Genomic DNA, 26,190 nt, shown 5'->3' on the forward strand with positions numbered 1-26,190 from the left:
CATGGAAGCGATCAGGATGATTCGCCCTCTTATCGCCGCGGGCCCCCGCGCCGCTATGCGCCGTTTAAGCTCCGCATCCAGTGCTTCACCACTTCGGCGAGGGTCGGCTCGCCGCGATCAGCATATTCGTAGCGGACCCGGCATACCGGGTGCGGGATGTCCATCAGGCGCGACAGGTCAACCGGTGTCGCAATCACCACGGCGTCGCACTCGGCGGCGCCAAGGGTCTGCGCCAGTTCCTGAATCTGCCGCGGGCTGTACCCCAGCGCCGGCAGCACCGGACCGAGGTGGGGATACTGGGCGAAGGCGTGACGCAGACTGCCCACGGCGAAGGGACGCGGGTCCACCAGCGCGGCGCCCAGTTGGCGGGCGGCGAGGACGCCGGCACCATAGGCCATGCCGCCGTGGGTGAGGGTGGGGCCGTCTTCCACCACCAGCGCCCGTTTGCCCCGGACATGCTGCGGCGCATCGACGGTGAGGGGCATGGCGGATTCGATGACCACGGCGTGGGGGTTTTCCCGCCGGATGCTGGCGCGCACGGTGTCAAGCTGGGCGGGGCTTGCGCTGTCGGCCTTGGTGATGATCACCACCTGCGCCCGCAGCAGGTTGGCCTCGCCGGGAAAATAACCGGTTTCGTGGCCGGCGCGATGGGGATCCACCAGGCAGAGGTCGAGGTCGGGGACGATGAGGGGCAGGTCGTTGTTCCCCCCATCCCAGAGGATGACATCGGCCTCCGCTTCCGCTAGGGCGAGCACGCGTCCATAATCGACGCCGGCATAGACCCGGTGTCCGGCCAAAAGGTGCGGCTCGTATTCCTCCATCTCCTCGATGGTGCAGTGTTGCGCGGTGAGGTCGGCGAGGCTGGCGAAGCGCTGCACCGCCTGGGCGGCAAGATCGCCATAGGCCATGGGATGGCGGATGATGCCGGGGACAAGTCCCGCTGCATCAAGGAGGGCGGCGAGGTGGCGGGCCACGGGGCTTTTGCCGCAGCCGGTGCGCACGGCGGTGACGCTGATGACGGGCTTGCGGCTTTTGAGCATGGTGAGGTGCGGGGGCAGGAGGCGAAAACCCGCCCCCAGCGCCTGCACCCGCGAGGCCACGTGCATGACGTGCTCATGGGAGACGTCGCTGTAGGAGAAGACCACCTCGTCGATGGCTTCCTCGCGGATCAGTCGCGGCAGGTCCCACTCCTCCACGATGGGAATGCCGTCCGGATAAAGGGGTCCGGCCAGGGGCGCGGGATAGAGGCGGCCGGCGATGTCCGGAATCTGGGTGGCGGTGAAGGCCACGACCTCGTATTCGGGCCGGTCGCGGAAGACGGTGTTGAAGTTGTGGAAATCGCGCCCCGCCGCCCCCATGATGAGGACGCGGGTGCGCGCCGGGACCGTTGGACGCATGGGCCCATTGTGGACCAGACCGGCGCGGCCCGCCAGAGGGTGAGAAGACATGGCCAACCACGCCATCCCCAACCGACAAAAGCCCCATTACCGTCTGCTGCGGCGCACACCACCGGGGCGGGGTGGTGCAGGGCGCACCCTGCCGCCGGGGAAGACGCCGCCACTCCCGCAACGGCCAAAAGACAGCCGCGCGAGGGTGGGCCGGCCCCGTCCGGCAGCCGGCCTGCCATCCGGCGCATCAAGGGCGGGCGAGAAACCAGCCGGTGAGGGATAGTCGGGCGCGGCGCGCCGGCAGCACCTCGTGCCAGAAACGGCCGCTCAAGAAGAGCACCAGCGTCCCCCCCGCCGGCAGCACCTCGATGGATTCCTCCCTGCCGGCCTCGTCCAGCCACAGGCGCAGGGCGCCGCCATCCTCCGGGCGCCAGTCTTCGTTGAGATAGAGGATGGCGGTCACGACGCGGCGGGCATTGTCCCGGAAGCGGTCCAGATGGCGCGCATAACGGGCCCCCGGCTCGTAGATGGCGAAATGGGCTTCCAGCTCCATGAGGCCGAGAAAAGCGACGCGGTTGAGGGTTCTGCGCAGCCGCTCGAGCCGCAAAAACCAGGCGCGCGTGGCCTCGCCTGCCTCATCCTCCTCGATCCAGTGGATGAGATCGCTGCGGATGGTGGGCGCCAGCCGCTGCTGCCGGGAGACCGTGGCCGGGCGGAAAGCGCCCGCGGCGCGCAGGGCGAGGAGTTCCCGCCGCAGGGCGGCCACCTCCGCGGCGGGCAGAAACTCGGGTAGGACGATGAAGCCCCGCTCGGCAAGCCGGATCGCCAGGGTTTCATCCGCACACTCCTGCAACTCCGCGATTTTCGTCCCGGTGATTTCGTTGCCAATGTTTCGGGTCATTGTTTCCTGCAGCATCCCGTGGCAGCATGAGGTGCTATCGTCAAATCTGCCAGGCCATGGCCATGAGCACAACACGGCTTGCCCTTCCCCCCGCGCGAAGACGTCCTGAGCGCCTCATCCGGCGGGGCCGAAACGCGTATCCGAGGCACAAGCTGTGATCGAAATCCGCATTCACGGCCGGGGCGGCCAGGGTAACGTGGTGGCGGCCTATCTCCTCGCCACTGCCGCCATCGACGAGGGCTGGCATGCCCAGGCCTTCCCCGCTTTTGGTGCCGAGCGACGGGGGGCGCCGGTGACGGCCTTCGTGCGCCTGGCCCGTTTCCCCTTCCGTCGCCGCAATCAGATTTTGCACCCGGATTTTCTCATCATTCAGGACCCGGCCCTCCTCCACGTGCCGGGCGTGCTCGACGGCCTCAAGGAAGGGGGCGCGGTGCTGATGGATGGCGCAAAGCCACCCGCGGGCGTGGAGGCGGTGGCGCTGCCCGCGACAAGGCTTGCCCAGGAATACCTGGGCCGGCCGGTGCCCAACACGGCGCTTGCCGCCGCCTTTTTCACACTCACCGGTCTTCTGCCCCTGACGGCCCTGGCGGGCGCCCTTAAAGCGCGTTTCCGCGGGCCGGTGCTTGAGGCGAATCTCCGCCTCATCGAAGCCGCCGCCGCGGCGGTGGAGGCGGGACGCTGGCGGGAGCGCATCCATGCGACAGCCCCTTGAAGGTTCCCAGGCCATCGCGCGGGCGGTGGTGGCGGCGCGCGCCCAGGTGGTGGCGGCCTATCCCATCACGCCGCAGACACACATCGTGGAGCACATCGCCAGAATGGTGGCCGACGGCGCCGCCAGCTGCGAGCTGGTGAGTGTGGAAAGCGAGTTCTCCGCCGCTTCGGTGGTGCTCGGCGCGGCCATGGCGGGTTCCCGCGCCTACACCGCCACGGCCTCCCAGGGTTTGCTCCTCATGGGCGAGGTGCTCTACAACATCGCCGGCCTGCGCGTGCCGCTGGTGATGACGGTGGCCAACCGTGCCCTGTCGGCCCCCCTTTCCATCTGGAACGACCAGCAGGATTCCATGGCCATGCGGGATGCGGGCTGGGTGCAGCTCTACTGCAGCGACAACCAGGAGGCGGTGGATACCACCATCCAGGCCTTCCGCATCGCCGAGACCCTGGAAGTGCCGGTGATGGTGTGCGTGGATGGCTTCACCCTCACCCACACCCTGGAGGCCATTGAACTCCCGGAGCAGGAGGTGGTGGACCGTTTCCTGCCCCCCTACCGCTTTGCCCGCGCCCTCGATCCCCTCCATCCGAAAACCTTCGGCACCCTGGTGGGGCCCGAGTACTATGCGGAAATGCGCGAGCTGCATCACCGGGCGCTGCTTGCTGCGCTGGAGGTGATTCCCCGCGTGGATGAGGAATGGGCGGCGGCGACCGGTCGCGCCAGCGGCGGCCTTCTGCGGATGGAAGGGGACAGCGAAGCGCGTACCGGCGTGCTCACCCTCGGCTCCATTTTCGGCACCCTCGCCGATGCGCGGGAGGTCTATGCCGATTGCCGTCCCTTGCGCCTTGTGCATCTGCGCTGCTTCCGGCCTTTCCCCGCCGCGGCGCTGCGCGCGGCCGCAGCAGGGCTCGAGCGTCTGGTGGTGCTGGAGCGGGCGATTTCCCCCGGCGCGGGGGGGATTGTCACCGCCGAGGTGCGCGCCGCCCTGGCCGAGCTGGATCGGCCGCCGCAGGTGCATGGCTTTGCCGTGGGCCTGGGGGGACGCGACGTGCCCCTCGATCTGCTGCCGCGGCTGCTCGCCAGTCTGCCGCCGCGGCCGGGGCCTTTCCGCATTTTCGATCTCGATGTGCAAAAACTGCCGGAGGGCGGGTCATGACAAATGAGACCGTAAGCCTCGACACCCTGCGCGCCAACCAGCCGCGCTTTTCCGGACTGACCAGCGGTCACCGCGCCTGTCTGGGCTGCGGCCAGGCACTGGCGGCGCGGCTGGTGCTCGAAGCGGCAGGACCCGATGTGATGATTGCCAACGCCACGGGTTGCCTGGAAATCTTCACCACACCCTGGCCGGAATCCGCCTGGCGTGTGCCCTGGCTGCATTCCCTGTTCGAAAACACCGGCGCCGTGGCCGCCGGCATGGAGGCGGCCCTGAAGGCCCAGGGCAAATCCACCCGGGTGCTGGCCTTCGGCGGTGATGGTGGCACCTTCGATATCGGCTTCCAGGCTCTGTCCGGCATGCTGGAGCGGGGCCATGAGGTGCTCTATGTCTGTTTCGACAACGAAGCCTACATGAACACCGGCATCCAGCGCTCCAGCTCCACGCCCCATGCCGCCGCCACCACCACTTCCCCCGCGGGCCGTGCGCGCATGGGCAAGCGCCACCTGAAGAAGGACATCCTCAGCATCATCGCCGCCCATCACATCCCCTATGCCGCCACCGCCTCCGTGGCCTATCCGGCGGATGTGCGCAAAAAGGTCCGTCGTGCCCTCGCCCTGCCGGGACCCAGTTTCCTCCTTGTGCATTCCCCCTGTCCCCTGGGCTGGGGGCACGAGGGAGCGCTGTCCATCGAAGTGGCGCGGCTGGCGGTGGAAACAGGGCTCTTTCCCCTGGTGGAGCTGGAGAGGGGTTCCGTGGTGGGCGTGCTGCCTTTGAGAGAGCCCAAGCCGGTGACCGAGTATCTGAAACTGCAGGGCCGCTTTGCCCATCTCTTCGCCGACGACCCGCGGGCACGGGAGGAGCTCGCCCATCTGCAGGCACTGGCCGATGCCAATATCGAGCGCTATGGGCTGCGCGCCACGGCCGGGGGGCTTGATACGGAAAGCGCCGATACCGTGCGGCGGGGAGGGGGCCAATGGGCGTGATCGTCACCCCCGGCGGCTTTGCCCTGCCGGGCACGGCCACAGCGTTCAAAACCGGTACCTGGCGCATCGAGCGCCCCACTCACGTGCACGGGGTGGCGCCCTGTCATGGGGCTTGTCTTGCCGGCGAGGATCCCCAGGCCTGGATCGACCGTCTTGCGCGGGGGGATCCGGAAGAAGCCTGGCGGCTCCTCGTTGCCGCCAACCCCCTGCCCGCCAGCACCGGCCGCGTCTGCCCCCATCCCTGTGAATCCGCGTGCAATCGCGGCGGCTACGACCAGGCGCTCAACATCCACGGACTGGAGCGTTTTCTCGGTGATGCCGCCCTTGCCCACGACTGGGCCTATCCGGTGACTTCGCCGCCCCCCGATGCGCCACGCGTGGCCATCGTCGGCGCCGGCCCCGCGGGGCTTTCCTGTGCCTGGCAGCTTCTGCGGCGCGGCATCCAGCCGGTGCTGCTGGAAGCCCTCAACCAGGCGGGCGGCATTCCCCGCACCGCCATTCCGCCCTACCGCCTGCCGCGCGCGGTGCTCGACGGTGAAATCACGCGGCTCTTGGCCACGGGCATCGAATGCCGCTTCCACGAGCGGCTGGGGCGGGATTTTTCCCTCGAGGAGCTGGAGGCGGAATATGCCGCCGTCTTCCTTGCCGTGGGCACGCAGAAAAGCCGCCCCTTCAGCGTCGAAGGCGCGGTGCCCCGCGATCTCCATTACGGCCTCGATCTGCTGCGCCATTGGCTCGCGGAAGGCGCGGTGCCCGCGTGGGACGAGGTGGCCATCATCGGTGGTGGCAACACGGCGGTGGACGTGGCGCGCATTCTCCGGCGCGCGGGCGTGCGGGCGGTGCACCTCATCACCCATGAACGCATCCCGGCTCGTGATGTGCCGGAGCACGAGCGGATGCGCGCAGCCCCCGATGAAATCGCCCAGGCCGTCGAAGAGGGCGTCATCATCCACGAAAACCGCATGGTGCGCCGGCTCATCCTGCGCGGGGAGCGGGTGGTGGGGGTGGAGCTCGTCCACGCGCGGAAACTCAGGGAAGGCGAACGGCTGCGCCTGCACGCCTTCGAAGGCACGGAATCCGTGCTGAAAGTGGAACACGTGATCCCCGCCATCGGCCAGGTGGTGGACGAGGCGGGCCTGGAAAAATTGCTGGGACAGCGCGAATTCCTGCGCATCGATGAGGAGGGCCGCCTCGCCGCGGGTAGCCGCCTCTTCGCCGGTGGCGACTGCCGGCCGGGTCTCGGCACCGTGGCGGGCGCCATCGCCGACGGCGCACGCGCGGCGGCGGCCATCGCCCGCCTGCTGGGGCGAGCCGAAGCCGCTTCGGCGCGGGGTCCCGTGGTGGGGCCATCCCGCCTCAATCTCCACTATTTCGATCATGCCCCGCGCCAGGAAGCCAGCGTGGTGCCGGTGGCGCAGCGCCACGGGGATCGGGAAGTGCAGGGGGGTCTCGAGGCGGCAGCCGCCGCGGCCGAGGCGGCGCGCTGTTTTTCCTGTGGCAACTGCATGGCCTGCGACAACTGCTTCACCCTCTGCCCCGACAACGCCGTGCTCAAGACAGTGACCCCCGCGGCCGACGGCAGCCACTATGTCTTCGACTACGACTACTGCAAGGGTTGCGGCCTCTGCGCGCATGAGTGCCCGGTGGGCTACATCGCCATGGTGGCGGAGGAATGAGTCGCCCCGATGCTTAGGCGTGAGGCTCGGGATGAGGCCCGGCCACCGTTTCCCCCGCGGGACGCTGCAAATGCCCAAAGGTCGCACGCGGTTGACCCAGCGCATCGGCCCCTACGCCTCACCCGTCCATGGTGTAAGCCGAAAGGCGGCTCAGGTCAAAGGCCGGGCACAGGAGGGACACGAGGTGGGCAAATGACGGAGGATTTTCCGGGACGCGCAAGCGAAAAATCCTTGAGGAGCGGGACTTCTGCACCGGCGTGATTGCCGGGAGGCGGAATCCAAGCGCCCCGAACACGAATCGAACGTGTGACCTACCCCTTAGGAGGGGGTTGCTCTATCCACTGAGCTACCGGGGCAAAGAAGTCGTATTTTAACGTGAAACAACGCAAGGCGTTTTCCTGTCTGCCTTACCCCTGCCGCAGAGGGGAGGGAATGGATCACGGCGAATCGCAGTGATCATCATCCGGGGCGGCGAGGCGCCATGATCGTTGGCGTCAAGGCGCCGGCTGGGCTTTGGGGCAGTGGCGCGGAAGACGGTTGAATTTTCCGGCGCGCCGGTCGAGAATGGGGCGGTTTTTGTCGAACAACGGGAAGAGTCGCCATGTCCGTGCTGACCAAGAAAGAACTGCAAACCCTGGAAAAACGTCTGCAGGAGGAATACCAGCGCCTGCTCGAGGAGGTGCGCGATGAACTGGAGCGCTCCGGCGAGCAGCATTACATCGAGCTTGCCGGTCAGGTGACCGACGTCGGGGAGGAATCGGTGGCCGACATGCTGGCCGATCTGGGGGCGGCGATGATCGACCGCCACATCCGCGAGCTGCGCGAGCTGGAGGCGGCGCGGGCGCGGCTGGCCCAGGGTACCTATGGGGTGTGTGTGGACTGTGGCGCGCCCATTGGTTACGATCGTCTCCTGGCCAACCCCGCGGCGGCCCGCTGTCTCGTCTGTCAAAACAAGCGTGATCAGCTCTATGCCCACGAGGGACGGCCCAAGCTGTAATCCGGCAGGGGGCGCAGCTACACGAGAATGACAAGCCGCCGTCCGCATCCGGTGGACAAGCAAGCGGCAACGCCTTGAGGAGGCGTTTGTGTTGCCAAACGAAGTGCTGGCACTGAAGGGGCTCAAGGTGGCGGTGGTGCTGGCCATTGCCCTGGCGCTTCTCTGGATGAGCCGGCGTGAGCCCGATCTGTCCCGTCATCCGGGCTGGGGCATGCTGCTCACCGGACTTTTCATCGTCCTCTTTGGCGACGTTCTCAACCTGGGGTTTGGTGACGGCAGGGACTCGCTGTGGGTGGCGCCCTTTCCCGAATTCACCGAGGTGACGCGTTATGGCGCCTGGGTGTTGGGCAACCTGTTGCTCGCCCTGGGGTTCTGGCGCTGGCTGCCCCTGGTGCGTCAGCTGAAGCAGGCCCAGGCGGCCTTGAGCGACGCCAATGAGGCGCTGGAAAGGGAGGTGGCGCAGCGCACCCAGGAGCTCAAGCGGGCGAACGAGCAACTGCGTCACGATCTCGAAGAACGCAAACGCACCGAGCGGGCGATGCGCCACATGGCGCATCACGACGCCCTCACTGACCTGCCCAACCGCGCCCTCTTCCGCGACCGGCTGAGCCACGCCATGGCGCAGGCGGACCGTTATCACCAGCGGCTCGCGGTGCTCTTTCTCGATCTGGATCGCTTCAAGGCGATCAACGATACCCTGGGCCACAACGCAGGCGATCAATTGCTGCGCATTGCGGCGGAAAGGCTCAAGGGCTGTGTGCGGGAGTGCGATACCGTGGCGCGCCTGGGGGGCGATGAATTCACTGTGATCGTGGAGGATGTGGAGGACCGTCAGGCGGCGGCGGTGGTGGCGCAGAAAATCATCGACAGTTTCAGCCAGCCCTTCACCCTGCACGGGCACGAGGTGTTCGTCACCACCAGCGTCGGCATCACCCTCTATCCGGACGACGGCGAGCATCTGGATACGCTGCTGCGCAATGCGGATGCCGCGATGTACCGGGCCAAGGATTGCGGGCGCAACAATTACCAGTTCTACGTTCCGGAAATGAATACCCGCGCGCGGGAGCGGCTGCTATTGGAAAACGCCCTGCGTCGCGCCCTGGTGAAGGAGGAGTTCATCCTCCACTACCAGCCGCGGGTGGATCTGCGAAGCGGCAACGTGATCGGCGCCGAGGCGCTGTTGCGCTGGCGTCACCCCGAGCGGGGCCTCATCGCGCCGGATGAATTCGTGCCTCTTCTCGAGGAAACGGGGCTCATCCTCCCGGTGGGGGAGTGGGTCCTGCGGGAGGCCTGTCGTCAGAACCGCGCCTGGCAGGACAAGGGATTGCCGCCGGTGCGGGTGGCGGTGAATCTCTCCGTCCGCCAGTTCCTGCAACGGGATCTGGCGGCGCTGGTTGCCAGCGTGCTCGAGGAAACCGGCCTTCCGTCATCCTTTTTGGAGCTGGAAATCACCGAGGAGCTGCTTCTCGAGCACAGCGCAGCCAACGCCGCGGCCCTCAACCGCCTGCGGGAGCTGGGCGTGCACATTTCCATCGACGATTTCGGGACAGGCTATTCCTCGCTTTCCTACCTCAAGCGATTGCCCATCCACACCCTGAAAATCGACCAAAGCTTCGTCCGCGACATCACCCTCGATTCCGATGGCGCGGCCATCGTCAGCGCCATCATCGCCATGGCGTGCAATCTTCGCCTGAACGTGCTGGCGGAGGGGGTGGAGACCGAGGCCCAGCTCGCTTTCCTGCGTGCCCAGGGGTGCAATGAAATCCAGGGCTATTCCTTCAGCCGGCCCCTCGACGCCGAAGCGTTCGAGCGTCTGCTGCGGGAAGGGCGTCGCATGCACCTTCTGCAGGGGTTGGCGGGCTATTACGTGAACCTCATGCCCTTCGCCAATCCCACCTCCCGTCACTGATCGTGTGACTGGGCGTCACAGAGCTATAACTTTCGGCATATACCCTTGGTCGGATTCCGCCGCGGCGGCGTTTTGGGGATGATTTCGCCATCCGGCAACGAACGCCCGTTCGGGGTCGGGACGAACGGGTTTGGGTGACCCGTTCGGGTGGCAGAGCCTCTGCCGCTCCCGTTTCCTGCCCGGCTTCCGTGGCCAGCCGGCTGCGGCAGCCCGGGCGTCAAACGGACTCATCCTCTGCGCCTCCTGGCCCACGTCTCGTCCTGCGGACGACGCGTGGGTTTTTTTTTGCGTCACCCTCTGCGTCGGGCGGCGACTTGCGCAGGGATCAGTTCTTGCCCACCTGCTGCGCCTGCTGATGGCGGAGCTGGCGGGCGCGGCGTGTATCCCAGTCGGCAGCCGGCAGCCGACAGCCGCGCAGGAAGGCTGGCGTGCCATGGGCGCGGCTTGTGCGGTAGTCCAAAGCAAGCGCGGCCTCCACCTCAGCGGCGTTGAGGTGCAGGACCGCGGGAAGTCCCCGGTGCAGGAGGTCGAAGAGACGTTCCAGGGCGAAGCCATGGGTTTGCCGGGTGGCTTGCCAAAGCCAGTCAGTGAAGGCGAGGAAACGGGCAAAAGGGGACTCGCCGAGCAGAAGGGGCAGGGTGTGGGGAAAGCGGCCCGAGTTGCCAATCAAATCCCAATAGCGGGCGAAACGGGCGAGCCGCCGCATGTCGGCGAAGGGGATGCGGTCGGTCGCCAGGATCTCGTAGGGCGGATGCGGAGAAAAGCGCAGGCCGAAGGCTTCCGTATGCCGGCAGATGGGGGCACCCCGCAGGCGTTTGAGCATCCCCACCTGGATTTCGTGGGGACGGAGCGTCACCAGACGGTCGAATCCGGCGGCGAAACTGGCCATGTCCTCCCCCGGCAGACCCACGATCAGGTCCACGTGCAGATGGGCCTGGGTGTGCTGGCGCAGCCAGCGCAGATTGGTCTCTGTCCTGGCATTGTCCTGCCGGCGGGAAATGAGCGCCTGCACCTGCGGATTGAAGCTCTGCACGCCGATCTCCAGTTGCAGGCTGCCAGCGGGGAAACGGGCAAGGGCCGCCCGGAGGGCATCCGGCAGGTGATCCGGGATCACTTCGAAATGGAGGAAAAGCCTCTCATCCAGCCGCTCGAGGAAGAACTCCAGAATGCGGAGGCTCGTGCGTGGGTTGAGATTGAAGGTGCGATCGACGAAGCGGAAATGCCGGGCGCCGCGCCGATGCAGCATGTCGAGCTCACCGAGCAGGGCATCGAGCGGAAAGGGCCAGGCCGTTTTGTCCAGGGCCGACAGACAGAATTCACAGCGGTAGGGACAGCCGCGGGAAGCCTCCACATACACAAAACGATGGGCGATGTCCTCATCGGTGTAGAAGGCATAGGGAAAGCGCAACGCGCCAAGCGGTGGTTCCTCGCCGGCGATGATTTTCCCTGCCGGCGCCCTGCCCTGGATCAGGTCCTCACACAACCGGCGGAAACTCAGCTCGCCCCAGCCGGTGATCACGTAATCGGCGAGCCCCACGATGTCCTGCTCTTCCGTCTCATGGCTTACCTCTGGGCCGCCCAGCACGATGGTGACCTCGGGTGCGACGCGCTTCAACATTGCCACGACACGGGTCGTCTCCTCGACGTTCCAGATGTAGACGCCGAAACCCACGATCTGCGGCGTGTGTTCCAGGATGGCCTCCACCACCTCCGCTGCGGGCCGCTGGATGGTGAATTCCAGCAGCGCGGCCCTATCCTTCAGGGAGCCTAGATTGGCCAGCAGGTAGCGCAAGCCCAGGGACGCATGGGCATGCCGGGCGTTGAGGGTGCAGAGGAGGATCGTTGCCATAAGGAGGTGGCGGGTATTCTACTCCGTCACCAACTCTTCATTGCCCTGTCACGGGCTGCCTTTACCCTGAGCCACGCGGTTGGGGGAACCCGCCGCAGGAGAGTCCATCTGTTCACGAAAGGGGAAAAATCATGCATGCGTTTACAAAGAAAGCTGTCGCAGTCGCCGTTGCGGCCGCCATGCTGGGGGGTTCCATGCTGCCCGCCATGGCTGCCACCCCGGCCGTCCAGGGGCCGGAGTCGGTGCAGCAGTGGTACGAAGCGGGGAATCAGTTCATCCGGGAATCCAAGCGGCTGCATGCCAACGAGCGCAAGGCGAAAAACGTCATCCTGTTCGTGGGTGACGGCATGGGGGTGTCCACTGTCACTGCCGCCCGTATTCTTGAAGGGCAGATGAGGGGGCAGCCGGGCGAAGAGAATCGTCTGTTCTTCGAGACCTTCCCCTATGTTGCTCTGTCCAAGACTTATTCCTGGGACCAGCAGACCTCTGACTCGGCGCCGACCATGACCGCCATGGTGACCGGGTACAAAGCCCGCGAAGGCATGTTGTCCGTCAACCACCTGACGGCGCGCTATGAGTGCAACGCTGACGTGGTGGCGGCGAACAGCCTGCCCACCATCCTGGAGCTTGCGGCGAAAGTGGGCAAGTCCACTGGTGTGGTGACGACGACTCGGATCACCCACGCCACGCCCGCGGCGACGTATGCCCACACACCTGTGCGTGACTGGGAGGCGGATTCCAACCAGCCTGCCGGCTGTGGCGTGAAGGACATTGCCCGCCAGTTAATCGAACTGCCGAACGAGGTGAAGAAGAGCCTCAAGGTGGCCCTGGGGGGTGGCCGCACCTACTTCCTGCCCAAGACCGTGACCGAGCCGGAATACGGCAAGAAAGGTCTGCGCAATGACGGCCGCGACCTCACTGCGGAATGGGTGAGCACCCGCGGCGCCGGGGCGAAATACGTGTGGAACCGTGCCGGCTTTGACATGGCCGATCCGTCCAACACCGAGTACCTGCTCGGCCTGTTCGAACCCAGCCACATGCAGTATGAGGCGGATCGTCCCAACGACAGGGCCGGTGAACCCTCCCTCACGGAGATGACGGAAAAGGCCATCAAAATGCTGCAGAAGAATCCGAAAGGGTTCTTCCTGATGGTGGAAGGGGGGCGTATTGACCATGCCCACCACGCCGGCAATGCCAAGCGCGCCCTTCTCGACACCATCGAAATGGCACGCGCGGTGAAGAAAGCCTATGAGATGACCGATCCGGAGGACACCCTCATCATCGTCACCGCCGACCACAGCCACACCTTCACCATTGCCGGCTACCCGCACCGTGGCAACAACATTCTCGGCCTCGTGGCGGGCGTTCCGGAGATTGATGGCGATCCGGTCACCCTGGATAAAGACAGGCTGGGGCTGCCCTATACCACGCTGGGCTATGCGAACGGTCCGGGCTGGCGTGACGCCATTGCCACCGGTCAGAAACGGCCCGACCTGACGGGTGTGGACACCACGGCACTCAATTTCCTGCAGGAAGCCACAGTGCCGCTGTCCTCGGAAACCCACGCGGGTGAGGACGTGCCTGTTTTTGCCTCGGGGCCGATGGCGCACCTGGTGCGCGGCAGCATGGAGCAGAACTGGATCTTCCACGTCATGCGTGAGGCGTTCAATCTGAAGGAAGAGCGGGGCCGCCGCTGAGGCGACGGGCAGTGGAAACCGGCACGGTCACGACCGTGCCGGTCTTTTTTCATTGGGGTGAGGTATTCGCATGATGAAACGCAGAGCTTTCATGGGGTTGTTGCTGGGTTCTGTGCTAGGGCTTGCTGCCTTGGCCGTGCACGGTGCCGAAGGGGAAGCCGCGCCTGCCTTCGTGCCCCTGGCCGCCAAGTACGAGGAGAGCCGTGGTTCAGGGCACGGAAGCGGGCGGGTGAGCCGCTGGTATTTCGTGCGTGGGGTAAGACAGGTGGAACTGGGCCGGGGGGCCTATGTGGAACTCTGGGAGCGCGATGACGGGGGAGAGGTCAGTTGGCAGCGAATCTTTCATGACGAGCGCAAGCTGATTGCATATACCCCGGGTGAGCTGCGCACTCAAAGACGGGCGCCAGCCTGGGAGGTTTTGAACACCATCATCGATGAGCGTCTCCTCACCTCCCTGCGGCGGGTGGGGTCGGCCTCGTTCAACGGGAGGCAGGCAACGCGTTACCGCGGGCAGGTGGGCGAAGAGCGCATCGAGGTGATCTGGCTGGAAAAGGAGAAACTGCCTGTGGAGGTTTCCCGCCGCGACCGTCACCACGCCTACCGTCTGCGACTTCTCGAGCTGCGTGCCCTGCCCGGCAGGGACTGGCCCCGCGCAGATCTGGCACGGGCGGCAGATTATGAGTACATCGATGGCGCCGATCTCGGCGATCGGGAATACGACCCCTTTGTACGAAAAGTCCTCGCCGTGGATGAGGCGCACGGCGCCGGAGGACATGCGCACTGAACATGAGCGCGCGTCTCGTCTGTCGGTCCCTTGTTTTGGCGGGCACTTTGGTCTGGACGGCGGCCAACGGCCAGATTTACGGGGGCTGGGATGAGCAGGGTGAGCTGGTTCTCTCCGACCGTCCTTTCGCAGGCGCGTCACGCATCCTTTTCCTGCCTGTCGGAGGGGCACCCGTCCCCGACCAGGCCGCCCGTGACGCCGATGGCCCCTCCTGGCACCACGGATCCGCCCCCTGCCACGCGCCCGGCGTCGCGCACCCGCACGCCCCCGCCTGGCAAGTCCTTTCTTGGCGAAGACTGAAAGGGAGGAGGCCGTGCAGGCTCGTCGGATGAGCGTTGCCGGCGTCAGTCCTCTCCTGCGCGCAGATTGGCTCCCACGGAACGGGGGCCGCGTGGCGTTTCGGGGGAGGAGGGTTCGTAGATGAACTGCCAGCCGGCGTAGCTCGTCTGACCTTGGAAGTTGCGGTCGGCGGCATCGAAATGGGCGGTCTTGAGGGGGGGATCGGTGGACAGACTGAAAACCCCCACGATGCCGCCGGATGCGTCCCTGAGCAGTCCCCATTCGGTTTTGCCGGTCATGGGGTCGCGCCAGAGACGGCGGAGGTGGCGCACGGTGCCGGTGTGGCGGGGATCCAGGAGCAGATCCTCGAGTCTTTTGGGGTACTGGCCCACGCCGCCCGGCGTGCTTCGGTAGTATGAGCCGATGGCCTGGCGGAACTGATGGCCGATGAACAAAAGCTCCGCTTCTTTTTCCCGCTTGTTCAGCGTGTGCCAGACAGTGGCGGCGGCGGCGAGGGCCGCGCCCTGGATGGCTACCACGAGGAGTACGCCGAGATAGGTGAACCCCCTTGCCTGCATCGTGTGCGTCTACCAGGAAGCGTAGGGGGTGCCATCGGAACCGTTGCCCGGGGCGCCGCTTCGCACGTCGCGGATCCCGCCCTCGGCCGGGTCGTCGGGCGGGATGGAGATCCACGTCATCGAACTTTCGGTGATGGGGTCCACGGGGATGGCGCGCAGGTATTTGCGCGTCACCAGGTCCTGCAGGTTGTTGGGGTATTGGCCCGTGTCACCGTAATACTTGTCCAGGGCATCGCGCAGTGTTGCCAGATTTTGCCGCAGCACCGCTTCCCTGGCGCGTTCCACACTGTGGAAGTAGCGGGGAAGGGCCAGCGAAAGCAAAGTGGCGATGATGGCCAGCACCAGCAGCAGTTCGATGAGGGTGAATCCCCGCTCTGTTGCGCTCGCCATTCACCACTCCCGGTAAGGAACGCCATTGAGACCCACTTCACTGCTCAGGGAATAGACATCGAACACATCTGCTCCCTCGCTGGGGGCGTCCGGCGGGCTGGCGTAGGAGCGCTTGCCCCAGGTGGCGGACGCTGGCGTAAGGGAGGCAGGCGCGAAGGGATCCCGGGGCAGGCGGCGGAGGAAATAAAGCCGGGAACGGTTCGGACTTTTGGCATCCTCGACCCCCTCCACCAGGATTTCCAGCCGTGGCGGATAGCCGCTGTCCCCCACCTTCCTTTCGATGCGCCCCTCATCCCATGCCTTTTTGTAGGCATCGATGGCGGTGCGGATTTCCCGTAAGGCGCCGCGCAGCTCCACCTCCTTGCCCCTTTTGACCGCGAGCTCCACCATGGGCACGGCGATGGAGGCGAGCAGACCCACGATGGCCACCGTGATGACCATCTCGATCAGGGTGAAGCCGCCTGCCAAAGACGTTCTGCTCATTGGCTTCCCGTAGGCGGTACCACGGTGACAGGGGGAGAAGGTGTCTCCGCCGACTCGTCTGCCGGCGCAATGGAGCCGGCAGGGGAAACCGCTTTGCGCCCCACGGGACGCAGCTCGAGCGACGCGCCGCCCACAGCGGCCTCGGTGCCAGCGGGGAATTCCATGGCCGCCATTTCCGGCCGGACGAGGTTGCGCACGATGCGGGGGGTGATGAGCAGGATGATTTCGGTTTTTGCGGTTTCATCCCGCTGGGAGGAAAACAGTCTGCCCAGCAGCGGCAGGTCCCCCAGCCCGGGCACCTTGCTGGCATTCTGGCGGTCTTCATCACTGATCAAGCCGGCAAGGGCCTGGGTCTCGCCGTCTTTCAAGCGCAGTACCGTGGTGGCAGTGCGCGTGCCCACCTGATAGGTGAGACTGCCGCTTTGGCTGCGGATCTCGCGCACGATGCTGGAGACTTCCAGGCCCACCCGCATGCTGACCTCATTGTCCAAGGAGATGAGGGGCTCCACATCGAGCTTCAGGCCCACATCCAGGTAGTTCACCGATTCGGACACACCCACATTGGCCGTGGTGGTGGTGGTGATCACGGGCACCCGCTCCCCAATGTGAATCCGGGCCTTTTCCTTGTTCCGCACGCGAATCCGGGGATTGGCGAGGATCTGCGCATCCCCGTCCTCCTTTTTCAGATTGAGCTGCAGGTTGGGGGAGACGGCCACCTGTGCCCCGGTGAGGTTGCGCAGCGTGTCCACGGTGACCACGTTCTGCGCCTGGACCGGCGTGGTGACGACGTTGACCCCACCCTGGAAGGTCTGCACGTTCTGCGTGGCGAGATTCAGCGCCGTGAACTGGTTGGGCCATTGAATGCCCAGGTCGAGGAGGCGGTTGCGCTTGACTTCCATCACCTCGACTTCCAGCACTACTTCCGGTTCGGCTTGGTCCTGTGCGGCAATCAGCTTTTCCGCCAGCCGGATGGCGGCGGGGGTGTCCTTCATCACCAGCAGATTAAGCCGCTCATCGATGAAGACGTCCCGTGTCTTGACCACCGCCTTGATCATGTTCAGGGTTTGTTTGACGTCGGCGTTGGTGAGATAAAACATTCTCACCACAAGCTCCTGGTACTCCTTCGCTTTCGCCGGTGTGTTGGGATAGATGAGTACGGTGTTTTCGTTGAGGACGCGTTTTTCCAGTTGGTTGGTGACGAGAAGCAGGTTGATCACGTCCTCGATGGAGGTGTTCTTGACGAACAGGGTGGCGCGCAGATCCGGCCGCACGTCACGATCGAAGATGAAATTGATGCCGGTGGTCTGGGAGAGGACTTCGAAGATGGCACGCAAGTTGGCCTCCCGGAATTCCAGGGTTACCGGCTTGCGGAAGGCGGCGCCCAGCGTCGGGGTGGCGCGTCTGGCAGCGTCTTTTTCCTCGATTCTGGCCTCCAAGGCCCGGGCCTGGGCGTGGGCGGGATTTTCCATCAGGATCTGACGCAGGCCCCAGCGGGCCGCTTCCGTATCGCCCTCCTCGAAACTTTTCACGGCCCGCGTTAGCGCCTCCTCGTGACGGTGGTCCAGCGCGATGGCCTCGACCCCCTGCAGGGCGCGCCGGTTGTTGGGATCCAACTCAAGGATGCGGCGGTAGAGGGCTTCCGCCTCGGGAAATTGTTTGGCGGCACGCGCTTTTTCCGCCGTGGCCAGAAGCTCGGCGAGATAAAGGTCTCGGGCGCGCAGATAGTAGGTGCGGAATTCCAGCCTCTTGGGGTTTTCCCGCATGGCGGTCTCCAGCCGCGCCAGCCCCTCTTCGATCCTTCCTTGGGCGATCAGGGCGCGGCCATCGTCAAAGGCGATCTGGCCGGTGGCGCAGGCATTGAGGAGGAGCAGGGCGGCAAGCCATGCCCAGCGGCTATGCGGGGTTTTCACGGAGTGTTCTCCATGGGCAGGGTCTGCCCCCTGTCTAGCGGCAGATAGGTGAAGCGGATCCCCCCTTCCTCGATGGCGTCGATCCGGTAGAGATCATCGATGATGTCGCCCACCCGCGCGGCGAGGGTGCGATCGCCATGGATGAGAAACAGAATGATCTGTCCCTCTTCGACCATTTTCCCCAGGTAGGCGAAGGGCGGCGGTGGGGGAGTGGGCGCGGGTGGCGGCAACGGTTTTTCCCGTGGCGGCGGCACGTACCAGGAACGGGGTGCGAAGGCATCTTCGGCGGGGCGGATCTCTGCGTCCGCGTCAAGCGCGGCAGGCAGTTCCCCCTCGCGTGCCTGCGGCCGGCGGGCAGCGGAGGAAACCGGCGCCGGGGAAGGGCGCGTGATGTTTGCGTTGTCTTCGCGTTCCAGCCAAAGGCTCGCCACCACCGTCAGCACCAAAGCTCCGGCGAGCAGGAGGCGTTTGGGGATTTTGCCTGCCATCTTCAGCGGCCCTCGAAAAACAGGCTCAACGTCACCCGCGCCTCGACCTGTGGCGTGTCGATACTGTCCCGGCGGAAACCCACCTCATCGAGCGTGGCGCCCGGCACCTCCGTGAGAACCGTGTCGAGGAAGGCGCGAAGCTGGGGATAGGTGCCCTGGAGGGGAAGGCTGATCTGGTAGCGAAGGATTTTGCCGCTTTTGTCCGGCGTGAGACGGTATTCACCCTGCGCAAGGCTCAAACCCTGGCGTTCTGCCGCCAAGACGATCTGGCCCAATGCGGCAGGCCAGGCGTTTTCCCCCGGAAGCTCGGGTAACGCGGGCCGGAAGTTGTCGGGACCCTTCCGCTCCGTTTGCCCCAGACGGGCCTGCAGCGCGGCTTCCCGGGTTTCAAGCGTTCGTAGGCGCAGCGCATCCGGGCGCACCAGACCCAGGTAGGCGAGGGCACTGCCTGCGAGGAGGAACAGCGCCAGCATGCCGCCGCCACCCAGGCGTGCCGCGAGGTGCCTCAACCACCACGCCACTGCTTTCATGGCCGACCCCCGCCACCGGTCCCCCACTGGGCGAGCAGCGTGAAACGAACCGGGTGGGCCCCATCTGCCGACCGCGTCTCATGCTGAACGAGATGGAGGTGGGAGAGCACGCGACTTTCCTCAAGCCGCGCCACGTAGCTCAGCATGGCCTCCCAGTTGCGGGCTTCCGCCTCCAGGCGCAGCCGCCCCTGGGCTTCCGGTTGCAATACCAAAAGCGCAACGTCTTCGCCGCCGGCGGCTTCGATCCCCGAAAAGAGCTTTGTCCAGGGTGTGGCGAACCGCTGACGGATCCCGTCGGCCGCGGATTCCGTCGGTTCCCGCGGTGGGGCGGCCGGTTGCCGCAGCAGCTGGCGTTCGAGGCTGGCGACCCGCAGCTCTGTGGCGCGAAGCCGATCACGGACGGCGGCAGCGGACAGCCCCACAAAAAGGGCCGCCGCAAGCCCGGCGGCAAGCAGGGCCCAGATGCGCCGGTTGGGCCCGCTGCGGTGTACGAAATCTAGGCTGACTCCTTTCATGGTCCGACCGGGGAGAAGGCAAGGGCGCAAAGACGCGCCATGCTGGTGGCTTCGGTGTGCGGGGGATGTTGAGGCAGGTGCTCGAAGCGCCAGGAGCCAGTTTCTTCCAACATGCCCTCCCCCACGCCCCACAGATAAACCCGGCGCGGGGGTTTCACTAGGCCGTGAAGCCTGCTGGTCCGCTCGAGCAGGGTGGGGATCTCCACGCTGAGGTGGGCGGTGGCGCGGCGGGTGGCGATTGCTTCCCAGACGCCTGCCCGGGCGAGCAGCAGAATCAACTTGTCCGCTTCCCGCAGGACAAACCAGGCCGAGGTTTCCCGAAGCAGGCTGCGCATGGTGTTGATGAGGATGGCGAGATGGGGGGTGACCGAGACAAGTCGCAGGCCGTTCCCGTCGCAGCAGGCTTGAAGGCTTTCCAGAAGGCCACCATCGATGGCAGAGGACAAAAGCGGCCGTCCGTAAACAGGCCGGTCCACGCAGACTGCCCAGTCCCGGGCTGCTTCACCGTGGACCTCGATGAACCGCTGCCGGGCATAGGCAATGAGTTCCGCCTCCGAAACGATGGCGTCAGTCCAGGGCAGCATCTGGTAACGGACGAAATGGTTAGACAGGACGACGAAGCCCCGCGCCTTGCGCAGTCCGTGTTCCGCCAGCATCTGTTGCAGGGTGGCGACAGCCCCACTCGCGGCTGGCATCGCCGGCGGGTAGTCGCGGCGCCCCTGCGCCACCTTCCGTTTCCCCCATCCGCCCTGCCAGTGCGCCCACACCAGTTGATGGGGGGTGAGGGCGAGGAGCAGGCGGTCATGCCACGAACGTAACACGGTTGATCTCCGTTAGCGTGGTCTCCCCTGCGGCCACCAGGTCCAAAGCCGCCTCGCGCAGAAAACGCATGCCGTTTCGCCGGGCGGCCTCTTTGAGCCGGCGGATGGGTTCGCGAGCGACGATGAGCTCACGGATTTCGTCGTTAAGAATAAGAAGCTCGGCAATCGCCTTGCGTCCCTTGTAACCGCTGCCCCGGCATTGACCGCAGCCCTGGCCGGCGACGAAGCGGTAGTGGGAGACGGCGGCCTTTGACAAACCTGAGGCGGCCAGCAGGATCTCATCCGGCACCTGCTCGATGGCGCAGTGGGGGCAGTTCAGGCGCACCAGCCGCTGCGCCACGATCCCGTTGAGGGCGGAGACGAAGCTGTAGGGGTCGACGCCCATGTGCATGAAGCGCCCGATCACATCGAAGACGTTGTTGGCATGCACCGTGGTGAAGACCAGATGACCGGTGAGCGCCGCCTGCACGGCAATCTGGGCCGTTTCCACATCGCGGATCTCCCCCACCATGATCTTGTCCGGGTCATGGCGGAGAATGGAGCGCAAACCGCGGGCGAAGGAAAGTCCCTTCTTCTCGTTCACCGGAATCTGCAGGATGCCCGGAAGCTGATACTCGACGGGGTCCTCGATAGTGATGATCTTGTCGTGCCCGTGATTGATCTCGCTGAGAGCGGCATACAGCGTGGTGGTCTTGCCGGACCCCGTCGGTCCGGTGACGAGCAGCATGCCATACGGCTCCTGGGCGAGCCGCCGCATCCGGGCGAGAACGTGGGCATCGAAGCCAAGACAATCGAGGCGAAGACCGCGCAGATGATCGGACAGCGACTGTTTGTCCAGGATGCGCAAAACGGCATCCTCGCCGAAAAGCGAAGGCATGACCGATACCCGGAAATCCACTTCCCGTCCCTGGATGCTCACTTTGAAACGTCCGTCCTGGGGAATGCGCCGCTCGGCGATGTCGAGCTCGGCCATGACCTTGATGCGCGAGATCACCTGCTCCGCCATCTCGCTGCCACTGACCGCCCCCACCGCGGTGAGTACGCCGTCGATGCGATATTTGATGGCCAGGCCGCCGGCCGAGGTTTCCAGGTGGATGTCGCTCGCGCCGCTCCTCAGGGCATCGTAGAGGGTGGAGTGCACCAGCCTGACCACTGGGCTCGTATCCTCGCTGATGGTCTTGAGCGACAGCTCTTCCGTCACTGCAGATGAAGCCTCCCCTGCCGTGCCAGTGGCAAGCAGGGCTTCGACGGCCCGCAGCGATTCCTCCTGGCGGGCAAGGTAGGCGGCCACGTCGGCGGGATGGGCAAGCACCCAGAAAAACGGTTCGGCAATCCTCTCCTCCGCCCACGGCGACAAATGGGGCAGGAAGGGATCACCACAGACCAGCAACAGGCTGTTTTCACTGTCGCGGACGGCGATACAGTGTTTCTGGATGGCCTCGGTGAGGGGCAGGCTGTCGAAGTCGGGCTTCAGGCGGTGCAATTCCGCCATCGACACCACCCGCATGTGAACGGTGGCACCCAGGGCCGCAGCGAAGGCCTGGGGCGCCAAGCCCAGTTTCTTCTCCAGCACCTCCATGAGCGGCCGCTGCGACTGTGCCGCCTCGGCGCGGGCCTGTTCCAGTACCTCGGGCGGAATGGCGCCGGCAAGGGGAAGGGATTCCACCGTGTTCACCGCAGACTCCCTGCAAGTTCAAAGATGGGGAGGTAGAGGAGGACGACGATGAGGCCGATCACCAGCCCGATCACCATCATCAACAGGGGTTCGAAAAGGCGCGTGAACCAATCCACCCAGCGGGCGGTTTCCTCGTCGTGGAATGTGGCGATCCGTTCCATCATCTCCCCCATGCGGCCACTGCGTTCCCCCACCCGCAGCAGGCGCAGGGCGACGGGGGTGGTCAGCCCGTGGGTTTCCATGGCGCCGGAGATGGGTCTTCCCGTGCGGATGTCCTCCCGCGCCTTGCACATCAGGCTGCGCAGGGTGGGGTGCAACAGGCCTTCCACCATGGCCAGGGCGGTGACGATGGGGATGCCACCGTTGAGGAGCATGCCCAAGGTGCGGTAGAAGCGTGCCAGCTGGAACACCCGCAGCCGCTCGCCAACGGCCGGCACCTGCCACAGTTGCAGGCCCAGCCAGCGCCGGGTCGCCGGATGGGAAAGTCCATAGACGGTGAGCCCGCCCAGGACAACCGCGGCGGTGACGGCCTGCCAGGCGTGCCCTTCGAGGAAGCGACCCCAGGCGATCAGCCAGCGGGAGAGCAGGGGAAGATCGGTGGCGAGGTCGTCATAGACCTGACTGAAGCGGGGTACGACATAGCCCAGCAGGAACAATGTCACCAGCCCACCGACCACGATGAGGAGCGTGGGGTAGATGGCGGCGGAGAGAAGCTTTTTGCGCACGAGATCGAGCTGGGCCTGATAGCCGATGTAGCGGGCGAGGGCTTCCTGCAGGTTGCCCGTCCGCTCCGCAGCACGCAGGGTGGCGACGTAGAGGGGCGGGAAAACGCGGGGGAAACCTTCGAGCGCCTGGGAAAAACTGAGGCCCTCATAGAGCCTTTGCACCACCCCCTCGATGATCCGGCGCGCTTCAGCCTGCTGTTCCTTTTCCGCGAGGGCCTGCAGTGCCTCCACCAGCGACAAGCCTGCCTTCAGCAGGGCGAGGAGTTCAGCGCTGAACAAGGGGAGAGGAAAGCGGCTGCCACGCGGTCCCTTCGCGGCAAACAGTGTCGGCAACCGCTGCGCCCGGACCGACAACACCGCATAACCCTGACTGGTGGCAAGCTGCAGGGCCTCCTCCTGACTGGGCGCATCCAGGCTGAGGGTCACGATGCCTTCGGCCGGGCGCATGGCTTTGAGCTTGAAGCGCATGGCCCATCACCAATTGGTGAGGTCTGCCGCTTCGCCCGTTCCACCGGGGCGGCCATCGGCGCCCAGGGAGAGCAGATCGTATTCCCCATGCTCACCGGGGTTCCGGTAGACATAGGGATGACCCCAGGGGTCGACGGGAATGGCCTTGGTGAGATAAGGACCCTTCCATTTGCTTTCGCCCGCGGGCTGCTCCACCAGAGCGTTCAGCCCCTGCTCCGTGCCGGGATAGTGCCCAATATCCAGGCGGTAGTGGTCCAGGGCCTTGGAAAAAGCATCGATCTGGGCCCTGGCGGTTTCCACTTTCGACTGCCCCAGGCGATTGAAAAGCTTCGGCCCCACAATGCCCACCAAAAGGCCGATGATGACCAGCACCACCAAAAGCTCGAGGAGAGAGAAACCCCGGCCACCCACGCGGGGACGTTGATGGGGGCACACAACGGTTTTCCCGGGCAGCCTGACGGGACGCACTTCTCGTGGCGAAAGCAACTTCACTGCTCCAACAACGGCGTGGTGACAAACACGGTCAGGCGGCGCAAGGCCGGGCACGATGGGCTGAAACGGCGGCGAGTATGCAGCAGTAATGTGACGGTTCCACGACAAGGCACATCGGGGGCGAAAAAAATCCCCAGCCCCCGCAAGGGGACTGGGGATTCGTCGCGGGGTGGCCGACGGATCCGAAGCTCAGAAGCTTTGGCTTCTCCCTCCGCGTCGGCTGCGTCCTTCGCCATGGCGTGTGTAAGCCTGGGCGCGGGGGCCTGAGCGGCTGCGGGGGCGGTCGTCGGCAAAGCCATCGGCCGGGGTGCGGCCAAAGCCGGTGAGCTGGCGTGCGGCGGGCTGTTTTGCCGTGTCGCGGTTGAAACCGGTCATGCTGCGGCTCGCACTGGTCCCGCCGGTCCGCGTGGCCTGTTCGTTACTGCGCCTGCCTGGCGAAGTGCCCCGTGGTGCGCCCTGGCCCTTGGCTTCCCACTTCCGTGGTCCGGAACCCTTGCCACGGCCGGCAGGATGCGGCCTTGGCGGACTGTCCGGCTGCGGCCGCGGTTCCAGGCCGGGAATGGTGGCGAGGGTCAGGTGTTTGCCGGTAAAGCGTTCGATTTCCCGGATCATGCGCTGCTCCTCCCGGGTGGCGAAGGTGATGGCGATCCCACTGCGTCCGGCACGGCCGGTGCGGCCGATGCGGTGAACGTAATCCTCGGCCTGCCGGGGTGCATCGAAGTTGATGACGTGGCTGATGCCGGCCACGTCGATGCCCCGGGCCGCCACGTCGGTGGCGACGAGGATGCGGGTTATGCCCCGGCGTAAGTCATCGAGGGTACGGTTGCGCTGGCGCTGTTGCATGTCGCCGTGCAGGGCGGCGCTGGGCACACCCTGATCGGTGAGCGCAGCGGACAAGGCTTCTGCGCCCCGCTTGGTGCCGGTGAAGACCACCGCCTGGCTGAGCGCGTCATCCTGGATGAGATGGGTGAGCAGGCGCATCTTATGCTGGCTGTTGTCGGCATACATCAGGCGCTGCTCGATATCGGCCCGCGTGCCGTCGGCGGTCGCAATCTCGATGCGGTGCGGCTGCCGCGTGAGCCGGCGGGCGAGCTTGCCCACCACGCCGTCGAGGGTGGCGGAAAAGAGCAGGGTCTGCCGTGTGACCGGGGTTTTCGCCACGATGGCGTCGATATCATTGATGAAGCCCATGTCCAGCATGCGGTCCGCTTCGTCGAGGACCAAGGTTTGCAGCCGGGAAAAATCGACGCGGCCGCGTTCCATGTGGTCCATCAGCCGCCCCGGTGTGGCGATGACGATATCGAGGGGCCCGGAGAGCGCTTTCAGTTGCAGGCCATAGGGCACGCCACCCACCAGGGCCGCGGTGCGCAACGCCCGAAGGTGCCGGCCATAGGTGCGCGCTGCTTTCTCCACCTGCAGGGCGAGTTCGCGGGTGGGGGTGAGCACCAGCACCCGCGGGCCACGACCTTGAGCCGTGGCGGGCGAGCCAAGGCGCACCAGCGCGGGCAGCAGGAAAGCCGCGGTCTTGCCGCTGCCGGTGTGGGAGGACACCAGCAGATCATGACCGGCGAGGGCGGCGGGGATGGCTTCCCGTTGCACGGCGGTGGGGTGGACATAGCCGGCATCGGTCAATGCCCGGAGGACGGCCTCGTTGAGGCCAAGTTCAGCAAAGTTCATCGGTTACCTTCGATAAGGGAGCAGGCGCGCCAAACGCGCCGTGCCCGGGTGGGGCCATGCCGCCGGGGCGGATCAGGCCGGATCAATCGCGGGGCCGGGGCCTTCAGGCAAATCCGGAAAGGCAAGGCGAAGCGATTGGCGTCTTTGTCACCGGCGCCAACCGTATGGGAATGCACCGCGGAAAACGGGCAAGGGTCGGGGACGATGCTTTCGCGCGCCAGTTAATTCCGGCAGCACGAGGCTCGGCATGGTACGCCCCTCGCGGAAGAAAGTCCAACATTTTTTCGGCGCAGGTTGCGCAAAGGCGTTTGGCGGCGGTAGACTCAAGGCCAAGACTTGAACGGGTTGCGTGGGTCCCATGTCCGCCTACCGCGGGGTTTCCCTTTTTCTGCTGCTGCTGTGCCTTTTCACCCTCTCTGCGCGAGCGGTGGCGGGGGTGAGCATGCTGGGCTGCGCCTGGCATGGCGGCGGCGCGGCCCACGGGGCGATGGCCGGGGAGGGCCACCTGCACCATGAAACTGCCCCGCATGGGGGCGGCCATGCACCGGATTCCGAGGCAACAGTCCATCATTCCCCCTGCGATGGGAGCTGTGGCGAGTGCTGTGTCGGGATGAGTGGTCTGCCCGCCGCCGCCCTGCCCGTGGCGCCGCCCTACTCCCGGGTCAAACCCCCGGTTCTTGCCGACACGCCCTACGTGGGCCATGACCCCGAAGGGCCGGAACGTCCCCCCCGACACTTCGTTCTCTGATTTCCGGGTGCCCGGCTGCGCCGGGCGTTGTCGCGGGTTCGCCCGCATGCATCGGAACGGAGTGTCCCATGATCCATCGTTTGCCCTTCGCGGCCGGGCTGTGGCTCGCCGCGCTTCCCGCCTTTGCCGGACTGCCCCCGGCGGCCGATCCGGAGCGGCCCGTGCCGGCCTTTTCCCCCGCGCCAGCGTTGGCCGACTACCGCCGCTTTGACGAAACGTCCCTTGACTGGGCAGCGGCCCATGCCCAGGTGGCGCCTCCCGGTGCTTCCGGGCAGGCGGCGTCCCCCGTCGCAGGCGGCGCAGAAAGCAGCGTAGAGCGGCCGGCCGGCGCGCATCCCCATCATTCCCACCACTAGGAGGCG

25 protein-coding genes and 1 tRNA gene are annotated in these 26,190 nt (G+C 65.8%); 10 read left to right on the plus strand and 16 right to left on the minus strand.

Annotated elements, in window-relative coordinates:
• Positions 1 to 53 precede the first annotated feature (53 nt).
• Complete coding sequence (locus tag K6T56_03245) at positions 54 to 1,397, minus strand: cyclic 2,3-diphosphoglycerate synthase (protein MCL6555361.1); 1,344 nt, start codon at positions 1,395 to 1,397, stop codon at positions 54 to 56.
• Positions 1,398 to 1,635: 238 nt separating this feature from the next.
• Positions 1,636 to 2,289, minus strand: a complete 654-nt coding sequence (locus tag K6T56_03250; protein ID MCL6555362.1) for a 2OG-Fe(II) oxygenase — start codon at positions 2,287 to 2,289, stop codon at positions 1,636 to 1,638.
• 154 nt (positions 2,290 to 2,443) lie between these two features.
• Here K6T56_03250 and K6T56_03255 point away from each other — a divergent pair, with 154 nt between their 5' ends.
• Genes K6T56_03255 through K6T56_03270 form a run of 4 tightly spaced genes read left to right on the plus strand, consistent with a single transcriptional unit; the run spans position 2,444 to position 6,813 of the window.
• Complete coding sequence (locus K6T56_03255; protein ID MCL6555363.1) at positions 2,444 to 3,001, plus strand: 2-oxoacid:acceptor oxidoreductase family protein; 558 nt, start codon at positions 2,444 to 2,446, stop codon at positions 2,999 to 3,001.
• Positions 2,985 to 4,154, plus strand: a complete 1,170-nt coding sequence (porA, locus tag K6T56_03260; GenBank protein MCL6555364.1) for a pyruvate ferredoxin oxidoreductase — start codon at positions 2,985 to 2,987, stop codon at positions 4,152 to 4,154. The genes K6T56_03255 and porA overlap by 17 nt, the downstream gene beginning before the upstream one ends.
• A 26-nt stretch (positions 4,155 to 4,180) precedes the next feature.
• Positions 4,181 to 5,137, plus strand: a complete 957-nt coding sequence (locus tag K6T56_03265) for a pyruvate ferredoxin oxidoreductase (GenBank protein MCL6555365.1) — start codon at positions 4,181 to 4,183, stop codon at positions 5,135 to 5,137.
• Entirely contained in the window at positions 5,128 to 6,813 is a 1,686-nt protein-coding gene (locus K6T56_03270; GenBank protein ID MCL6555366.1) for an FAD-dependent oxidoreductase, read from the plus strand. Before K6T56_03265 ends, K6T56_03270 begins: the two co-directional genes overlap by 10 nt.
• 283 nt (positions 6,814 to 7,096) lie before the next feature.
• On the opposite strand, the gene K6T56_03275 is transcribed toward K6T56_03270, so the two are convergent.
• A tRNA-Arg gene (locus K6T56_03275) sits at positions 7,097 to 7,169 on the minus strand.
• Between the two features lie 245 nt (positions 7,170 to 7,414).
• Here K6T56_03275 and K6T56_03280 point away from each other — a divergent pair.
• Together K6T56_03280 and K6T56_03285 are read left to right on the plus strand one after the other, a co-directional pair.
• A complete protein-coding gene (locus K6T56_03280) occupies positions 7,415 to 7,810 on the plus strand; it encodes a TraR/DksA family transcriptional regulator (GenBank protein MCL6555367.1) in 396 nt (131 codons plus the stop codon).
• Between the two features lie 88 nt (positions 7,811 to 7,898).
• Positions 7,899 to 9,719, plus strand: a complete 1,821-nt coding sequence (locus tag K6T56_03285) for an EAL domain-containing protein (protein MCL6555368.1) — start codon at positions 7,899 to 7,901, stop codon at positions 9,717 to 9,719.
• 325 nt (positions 9,720 to 10,044) lie between these two features.
• On the opposite strand, the gene K6T56_03290 is transcribed toward K6T56_03285, so the two are convergent.
• Positions 10,045 to 11,568 (minus strand): B12-binding domain-containing radical SAM protein, encoded by a 1,524-nt coding sequence (locus K6T56_03290; protein ID MCL6555369.1) that lies wholly within the window; start codon positions 11,566 to 11,568, stop codon positions 10,045 to 10,047.
• Positions 11,569 to 11,699: 131 nt separating this feature from the next.
• Between K6T56_03290 and K6T56_03295 the strand changes: the two genes are divergently transcribed.
• Positions 11,700 to 13,265, plus strand: coding sequence for an alkaline phosphatase (locus tag K6T56_03295; protein ID MCL6555370.1), 1,566 nt, complete (start codon positions 11,700 to 11,702; stop codon positions 13,263 to 13,265).
• A 70-nt stretch (positions 13,266 to 13,335) separates the two neighbouring features.
• Positions 13,336 to 14,049: a hypothetical protein gene (locus tag K6T56_03300; protein ID MCL6555371.1), complete on the plus strand. Its 714-nt coding sequence runs from the start codon at positions 13,336 to 13,338 to the stop codon at positions 14,047 to 14,049.
• Positions 14,050 to 14,393: 344 nt separating this feature from the next.
• On the opposite strand, the gene K6T56_03305 is transcribed toward K6T56_03300, so the two are convergent.
• The 12 genes from K6T56_03305 to K6T56_03360 form a co-directional block, all read right to left on the minus strand.
• Complete coding sequence (locus K6T56_03305) at positions 14,394 to 14,906, minus strand: type II secretion system protein (GenBank protein MCL6555372.1); 513 nt, start codon at positions 14,904 to 14,906, stop codon at positions 14,394 to 14,396.
• A 9-nt stretch (positions 14,907 to 14,915) separates the two neighbouring features.
• Positions 14,916 to 15,296, minus strand: coding sequence for a prepilin-type N-terminal cleavage/methylation domain-containing protein (locus K6T56_03310; GenBank protein MCL6555373.1), 381 nt, complete (start codon positions 15,294 to 15,296; stop codon positions 14,916 to 14,918).
• Positions 15,297 to 15,779, minus strand: coding sequence for a type II secretion system GspH family protein (locus tag K6T56_03315; protein MCL6555374.1), 483 nt, complete (start codon positions 15,777 to 15,779; stop codon positions 15,297 to 15,299).
• Positions 15,776 to 17,689, minus strand: a complete 1,914-nt coding sequence (locus tag K6T56_03320) for a secretin and TonB N-terminal domain-containing protein (GenBank protein ID MCL6555375.1) — start codon at positions 17,687 to 17,689, stop codon at positions 15,776 to 15,778. The genes K6T56_03315 and K6T56_03320 overlap by 4 nt, the downstream gene beginning before the upstream one ends.
• Positions 17,686 to 18,177 carry a hypothetical protein gene (locus tag K6T56_03325; GenBank protein MCL6555376.1) on the minus strand — a complete coding sequence of 164 codons (492 nt, stop codon included), beginning with the start codon at positions 18,175 to 18,177 and terminating at the stop codon, positions 17,686 to 17,688. The genes K6T56_03320 and K6T56_03325 overlap by 4 nt, the downstream gene beginning before the upstream one ends.
• Before the next feature lie 2 nt (positions 18,178 to 18,179).
• Positions 18,180 to 18,707: a hypothetical protein gene (locus K6T56_03330; GenBank protein ID MCL6555377.1), complete on the minus strand. Its 528-nt coding sequence runs from the start codon at positions 18,705 to 18,707 to the stop codon at positions 18,180 to 18,182.
• A complete protein-coding gene (locus tag K6T56_03335) occupies positions 18,704 to 19,222 on the minus strand; it encodes a hypothetical protein (protein ID MCL6555378.1) in 519 nt (172 codons plus the stop codon). Before K6T56_03335 ends, K6T56_03330 begins: the two co-directional genes overlap by 4 nt.
• Complete coding sequence (locus K6T56_03340; protein MCL6555379.1) at positions 19,219 to 20,043, minus strand: hypothetical protein; 825 nt, start codon at positions 20,041 to 20,043, stop codon at positions 19,219 to 19,221. Before K6T56_03340 ends, K6T56_03335 begins: the two co-directional genes overlap by 4 nt.
• Positions 20,024 to 21,622, minus strand: coding sequence for a GspE/PulE family protein (locus K6T56_03345; protein MCL6555380.1), 1,599 nt, complete (start codon positions 21,620 to 21,622; stop codon positions 20,024 to 20,026). Before K6T56_03345 ends, K6T56_03340 begins: the two co-directional genes overlap by 20 nt.
• 92 nt (positions 21,623 to 21,714) lie before the next feature.
• Complete coding sequence (locus tag K6T56_03350) at positions 21,715 to 22,911, minus strand: type II secretion system F family protein (protein ID MCL6555381.1); 1,197 nt, start codon at positions 22,909 to 22,911, stop codon at positions 21,715 to 21,717.
• A 6-nt stretch (positions 22,912 to 22,917) separates the two neighbouring features.
• The gene (gene gspG, locus K6T56_03355; protein MCL6555382.1) at positions 22,918 to 23,346 is read right to left on the minus strand and encodes a type II secretion system major pseudopilin GspG; all 429 of its coding nucleotides are present in this window, start codon (positions 23,344 to 23,346) and stop codon (positions 22,918 to 22,920) included.
• 246 nt (positions 23,347 to 23,592) lie between these two features.
• Positions 23,593 to 25,080, minus strand: a complete 1,488-nt coding sequence (locus K6T56_03360) for a DEAD/DEAH box helicase (protein ID MCL6555383.1) — start codon at positions 25,078 to 25,080, stop codon at positions 23,593 to 23,595.
• Between the two features lie 358 nt (positions 25,081 to 25,438).
• On the opposite strand from K6T56_03360, the gene K6T56_03365 reads away from it, so the two are divergent.
• Entirely contained in the window at positions 25,439 to 25,828 is a 390-nt protein-coding gene (locus K6T56_03365) for a hypothetical protein (protein ID MCL6555384.1), read from the plus strand.
• 68 nt (positions 25,829 to 25,896) lie between these two features.
• Complete coding sequence (locus K6T56_03370) at positions 25,897 to 26,184, plus strand: hypothetical protein (protein MCL6555385.1); 288 nt, start codon at positions 25,897 to 25,899, stop codon at positions 26,182 to 26,184.
• The last annotated feature ends 6 nt before the right edge of the window (positions 26,185 to 26,190 follow it).

This window comes from Burkholderiales bacterium, from assembly GCA_023511995.1.
GTDB lineage: Bacteria > Pseudomonadota > Gammaproteobacteria > Burkholderiales > Thiobacteraceae > Thiobacter.

Excerpts from the sequence above, each read along its gene's own strand:
- K6T56_03245 (MCL6555361.1), bottom strand. The coding sequence starts at position 1,397 with ATGCGTCCAACGGTCCCGGCGCGCACCCGCGTCCTCATCATGGGGGCG.
- K6T56_03250 (MCL6555362.1), bottom strand. The coding sequence starts at position 2,289 with ATGACCCGAAACATTGGCAACGAAATCACCGGGACGAAAATCGCGGAG.
- porA (MCL6555364.1), top strand. The coding sequence starts at position 2,985 with ATGCGACAGCCCCTTGAAGGTTCCCAGGCCATCGCGCGGGCGGTGGTG.
- K6T56_03270 (MCL6555366.1), top strand. The coding sequence starts at position 5,128 with ATGGGCGTGATCGTCACCCCCGGCGGCTTTGCCCTGCCGGGCACGGCC.
- K6T56_03280 (MCL6555367.1), top strand. The coding sequence starts at position 7,415 with ATGTCCGTGCTGACCAAGAAAGAACTGCAAACCCTGGAAAAACGTCTG.
- K6T56_03290 (MCL6555369.1), bottom strand. The coding sequence starts at position 11,568 with ATGGCAACGATCCTCCTCTGCACCCTCAACGCCCGGCATGCCCATGCG.
- K6T56_03295 (MCL6555370.1), top strand. The coding sequence starts at position 11,700 with ATGCATGCGTTTACAAAGAAAGCTGTCGCAGTCGCCGTTGCGGCCGCC.
- K6T56_03300 (MCL6555371.1), top strand. The coding sequence starts at position 13,336 with ATGATGAAACGCAGAGCTTTCATGGGGTTGTTGCTGGGTTCTGTGCTA.
- K6T56_03305 (MCL6555372.1), bottom strand. The coding sequence starts at position 14,906 with ATGCAGGCAAGGGGGTTCACCTATCTCGGCGTACTCCTCGTGGTAGCC.
- K6T56_03310 (MCL6555373.1), bottom strand. The coding sequence starts at position 15,296 with ATGGCGAGCGCAACAGAGCGGGGATTCACCCTCATCGAACTGCTGCTG.
- K6T56_03315 (MCL6555374.1), bottom strand. The coding sequence starts at position 15,779 with ATGAGCAGAACGTCTTTGGCAGGCGGCTTCACCCTGATCGAGATGGTC.
- K6T56_03325 (MCL6555376.1), bottom strand. The coding sequence starts at position 18,177 with ATGGCAGGCAAAATCCCCAAACGCCTCCTGCTCGCCGGAGCTTTGGTG.
- K6T56_03330 (MCL6555377.1), bottom strand. The coding sequence starts at position 18,707 with ATGAAAGCAGTGGCGTGGTGGTTGAGGCACCTCGCGGCACGCCTGGGT.
- K6T56_03335 (MCL6555378.1), bottom strand. The coding sequence starts at position 19,222 with ATGAAAGGAGTCAGCCTAGATTTCGTACACCGCAGCGGGCCCAACCGG.
- K6T56_03345 (MCL6555380.1), bottom strand. The coding sequence starts at position 21,622 with ATGGAGGTGCTGGAGAAGAAACTGGGCTTGGCGCCCCAGGCCTTCGCT.
- K6T56_03350 (MCL6555381.1), bottom strand. The coding sequence starts at position 22,911 with ATGCGCTTCAAGCTCAAAGCCATGCGCCCGGCCGAAGGCATCGTGACC.
- K6T56_03360 (MCL6555383.1), bottom strand. The coding sequence starts at position 25,080 with ATGAACTTTGCTGAACTTGGCCTCAACGAGGCCGTCCTCCGGGCATTG.
- K6T56_03365 (MCL6555384.1), top strand. The coding sequence starts at position 25,439 with ATGTCCGCCTACCGCGGGGTTTCCCTTTTTCTGCTGCTGCTGTGCCTT.
- K6T56_03370 (MCL6555385.1), top strand. The coding sequence starts at position 25,897 with ATGATCCATCGTTTGCCCTTCGCGGCCGGGCTGTGGCTCGCCGCGCTT.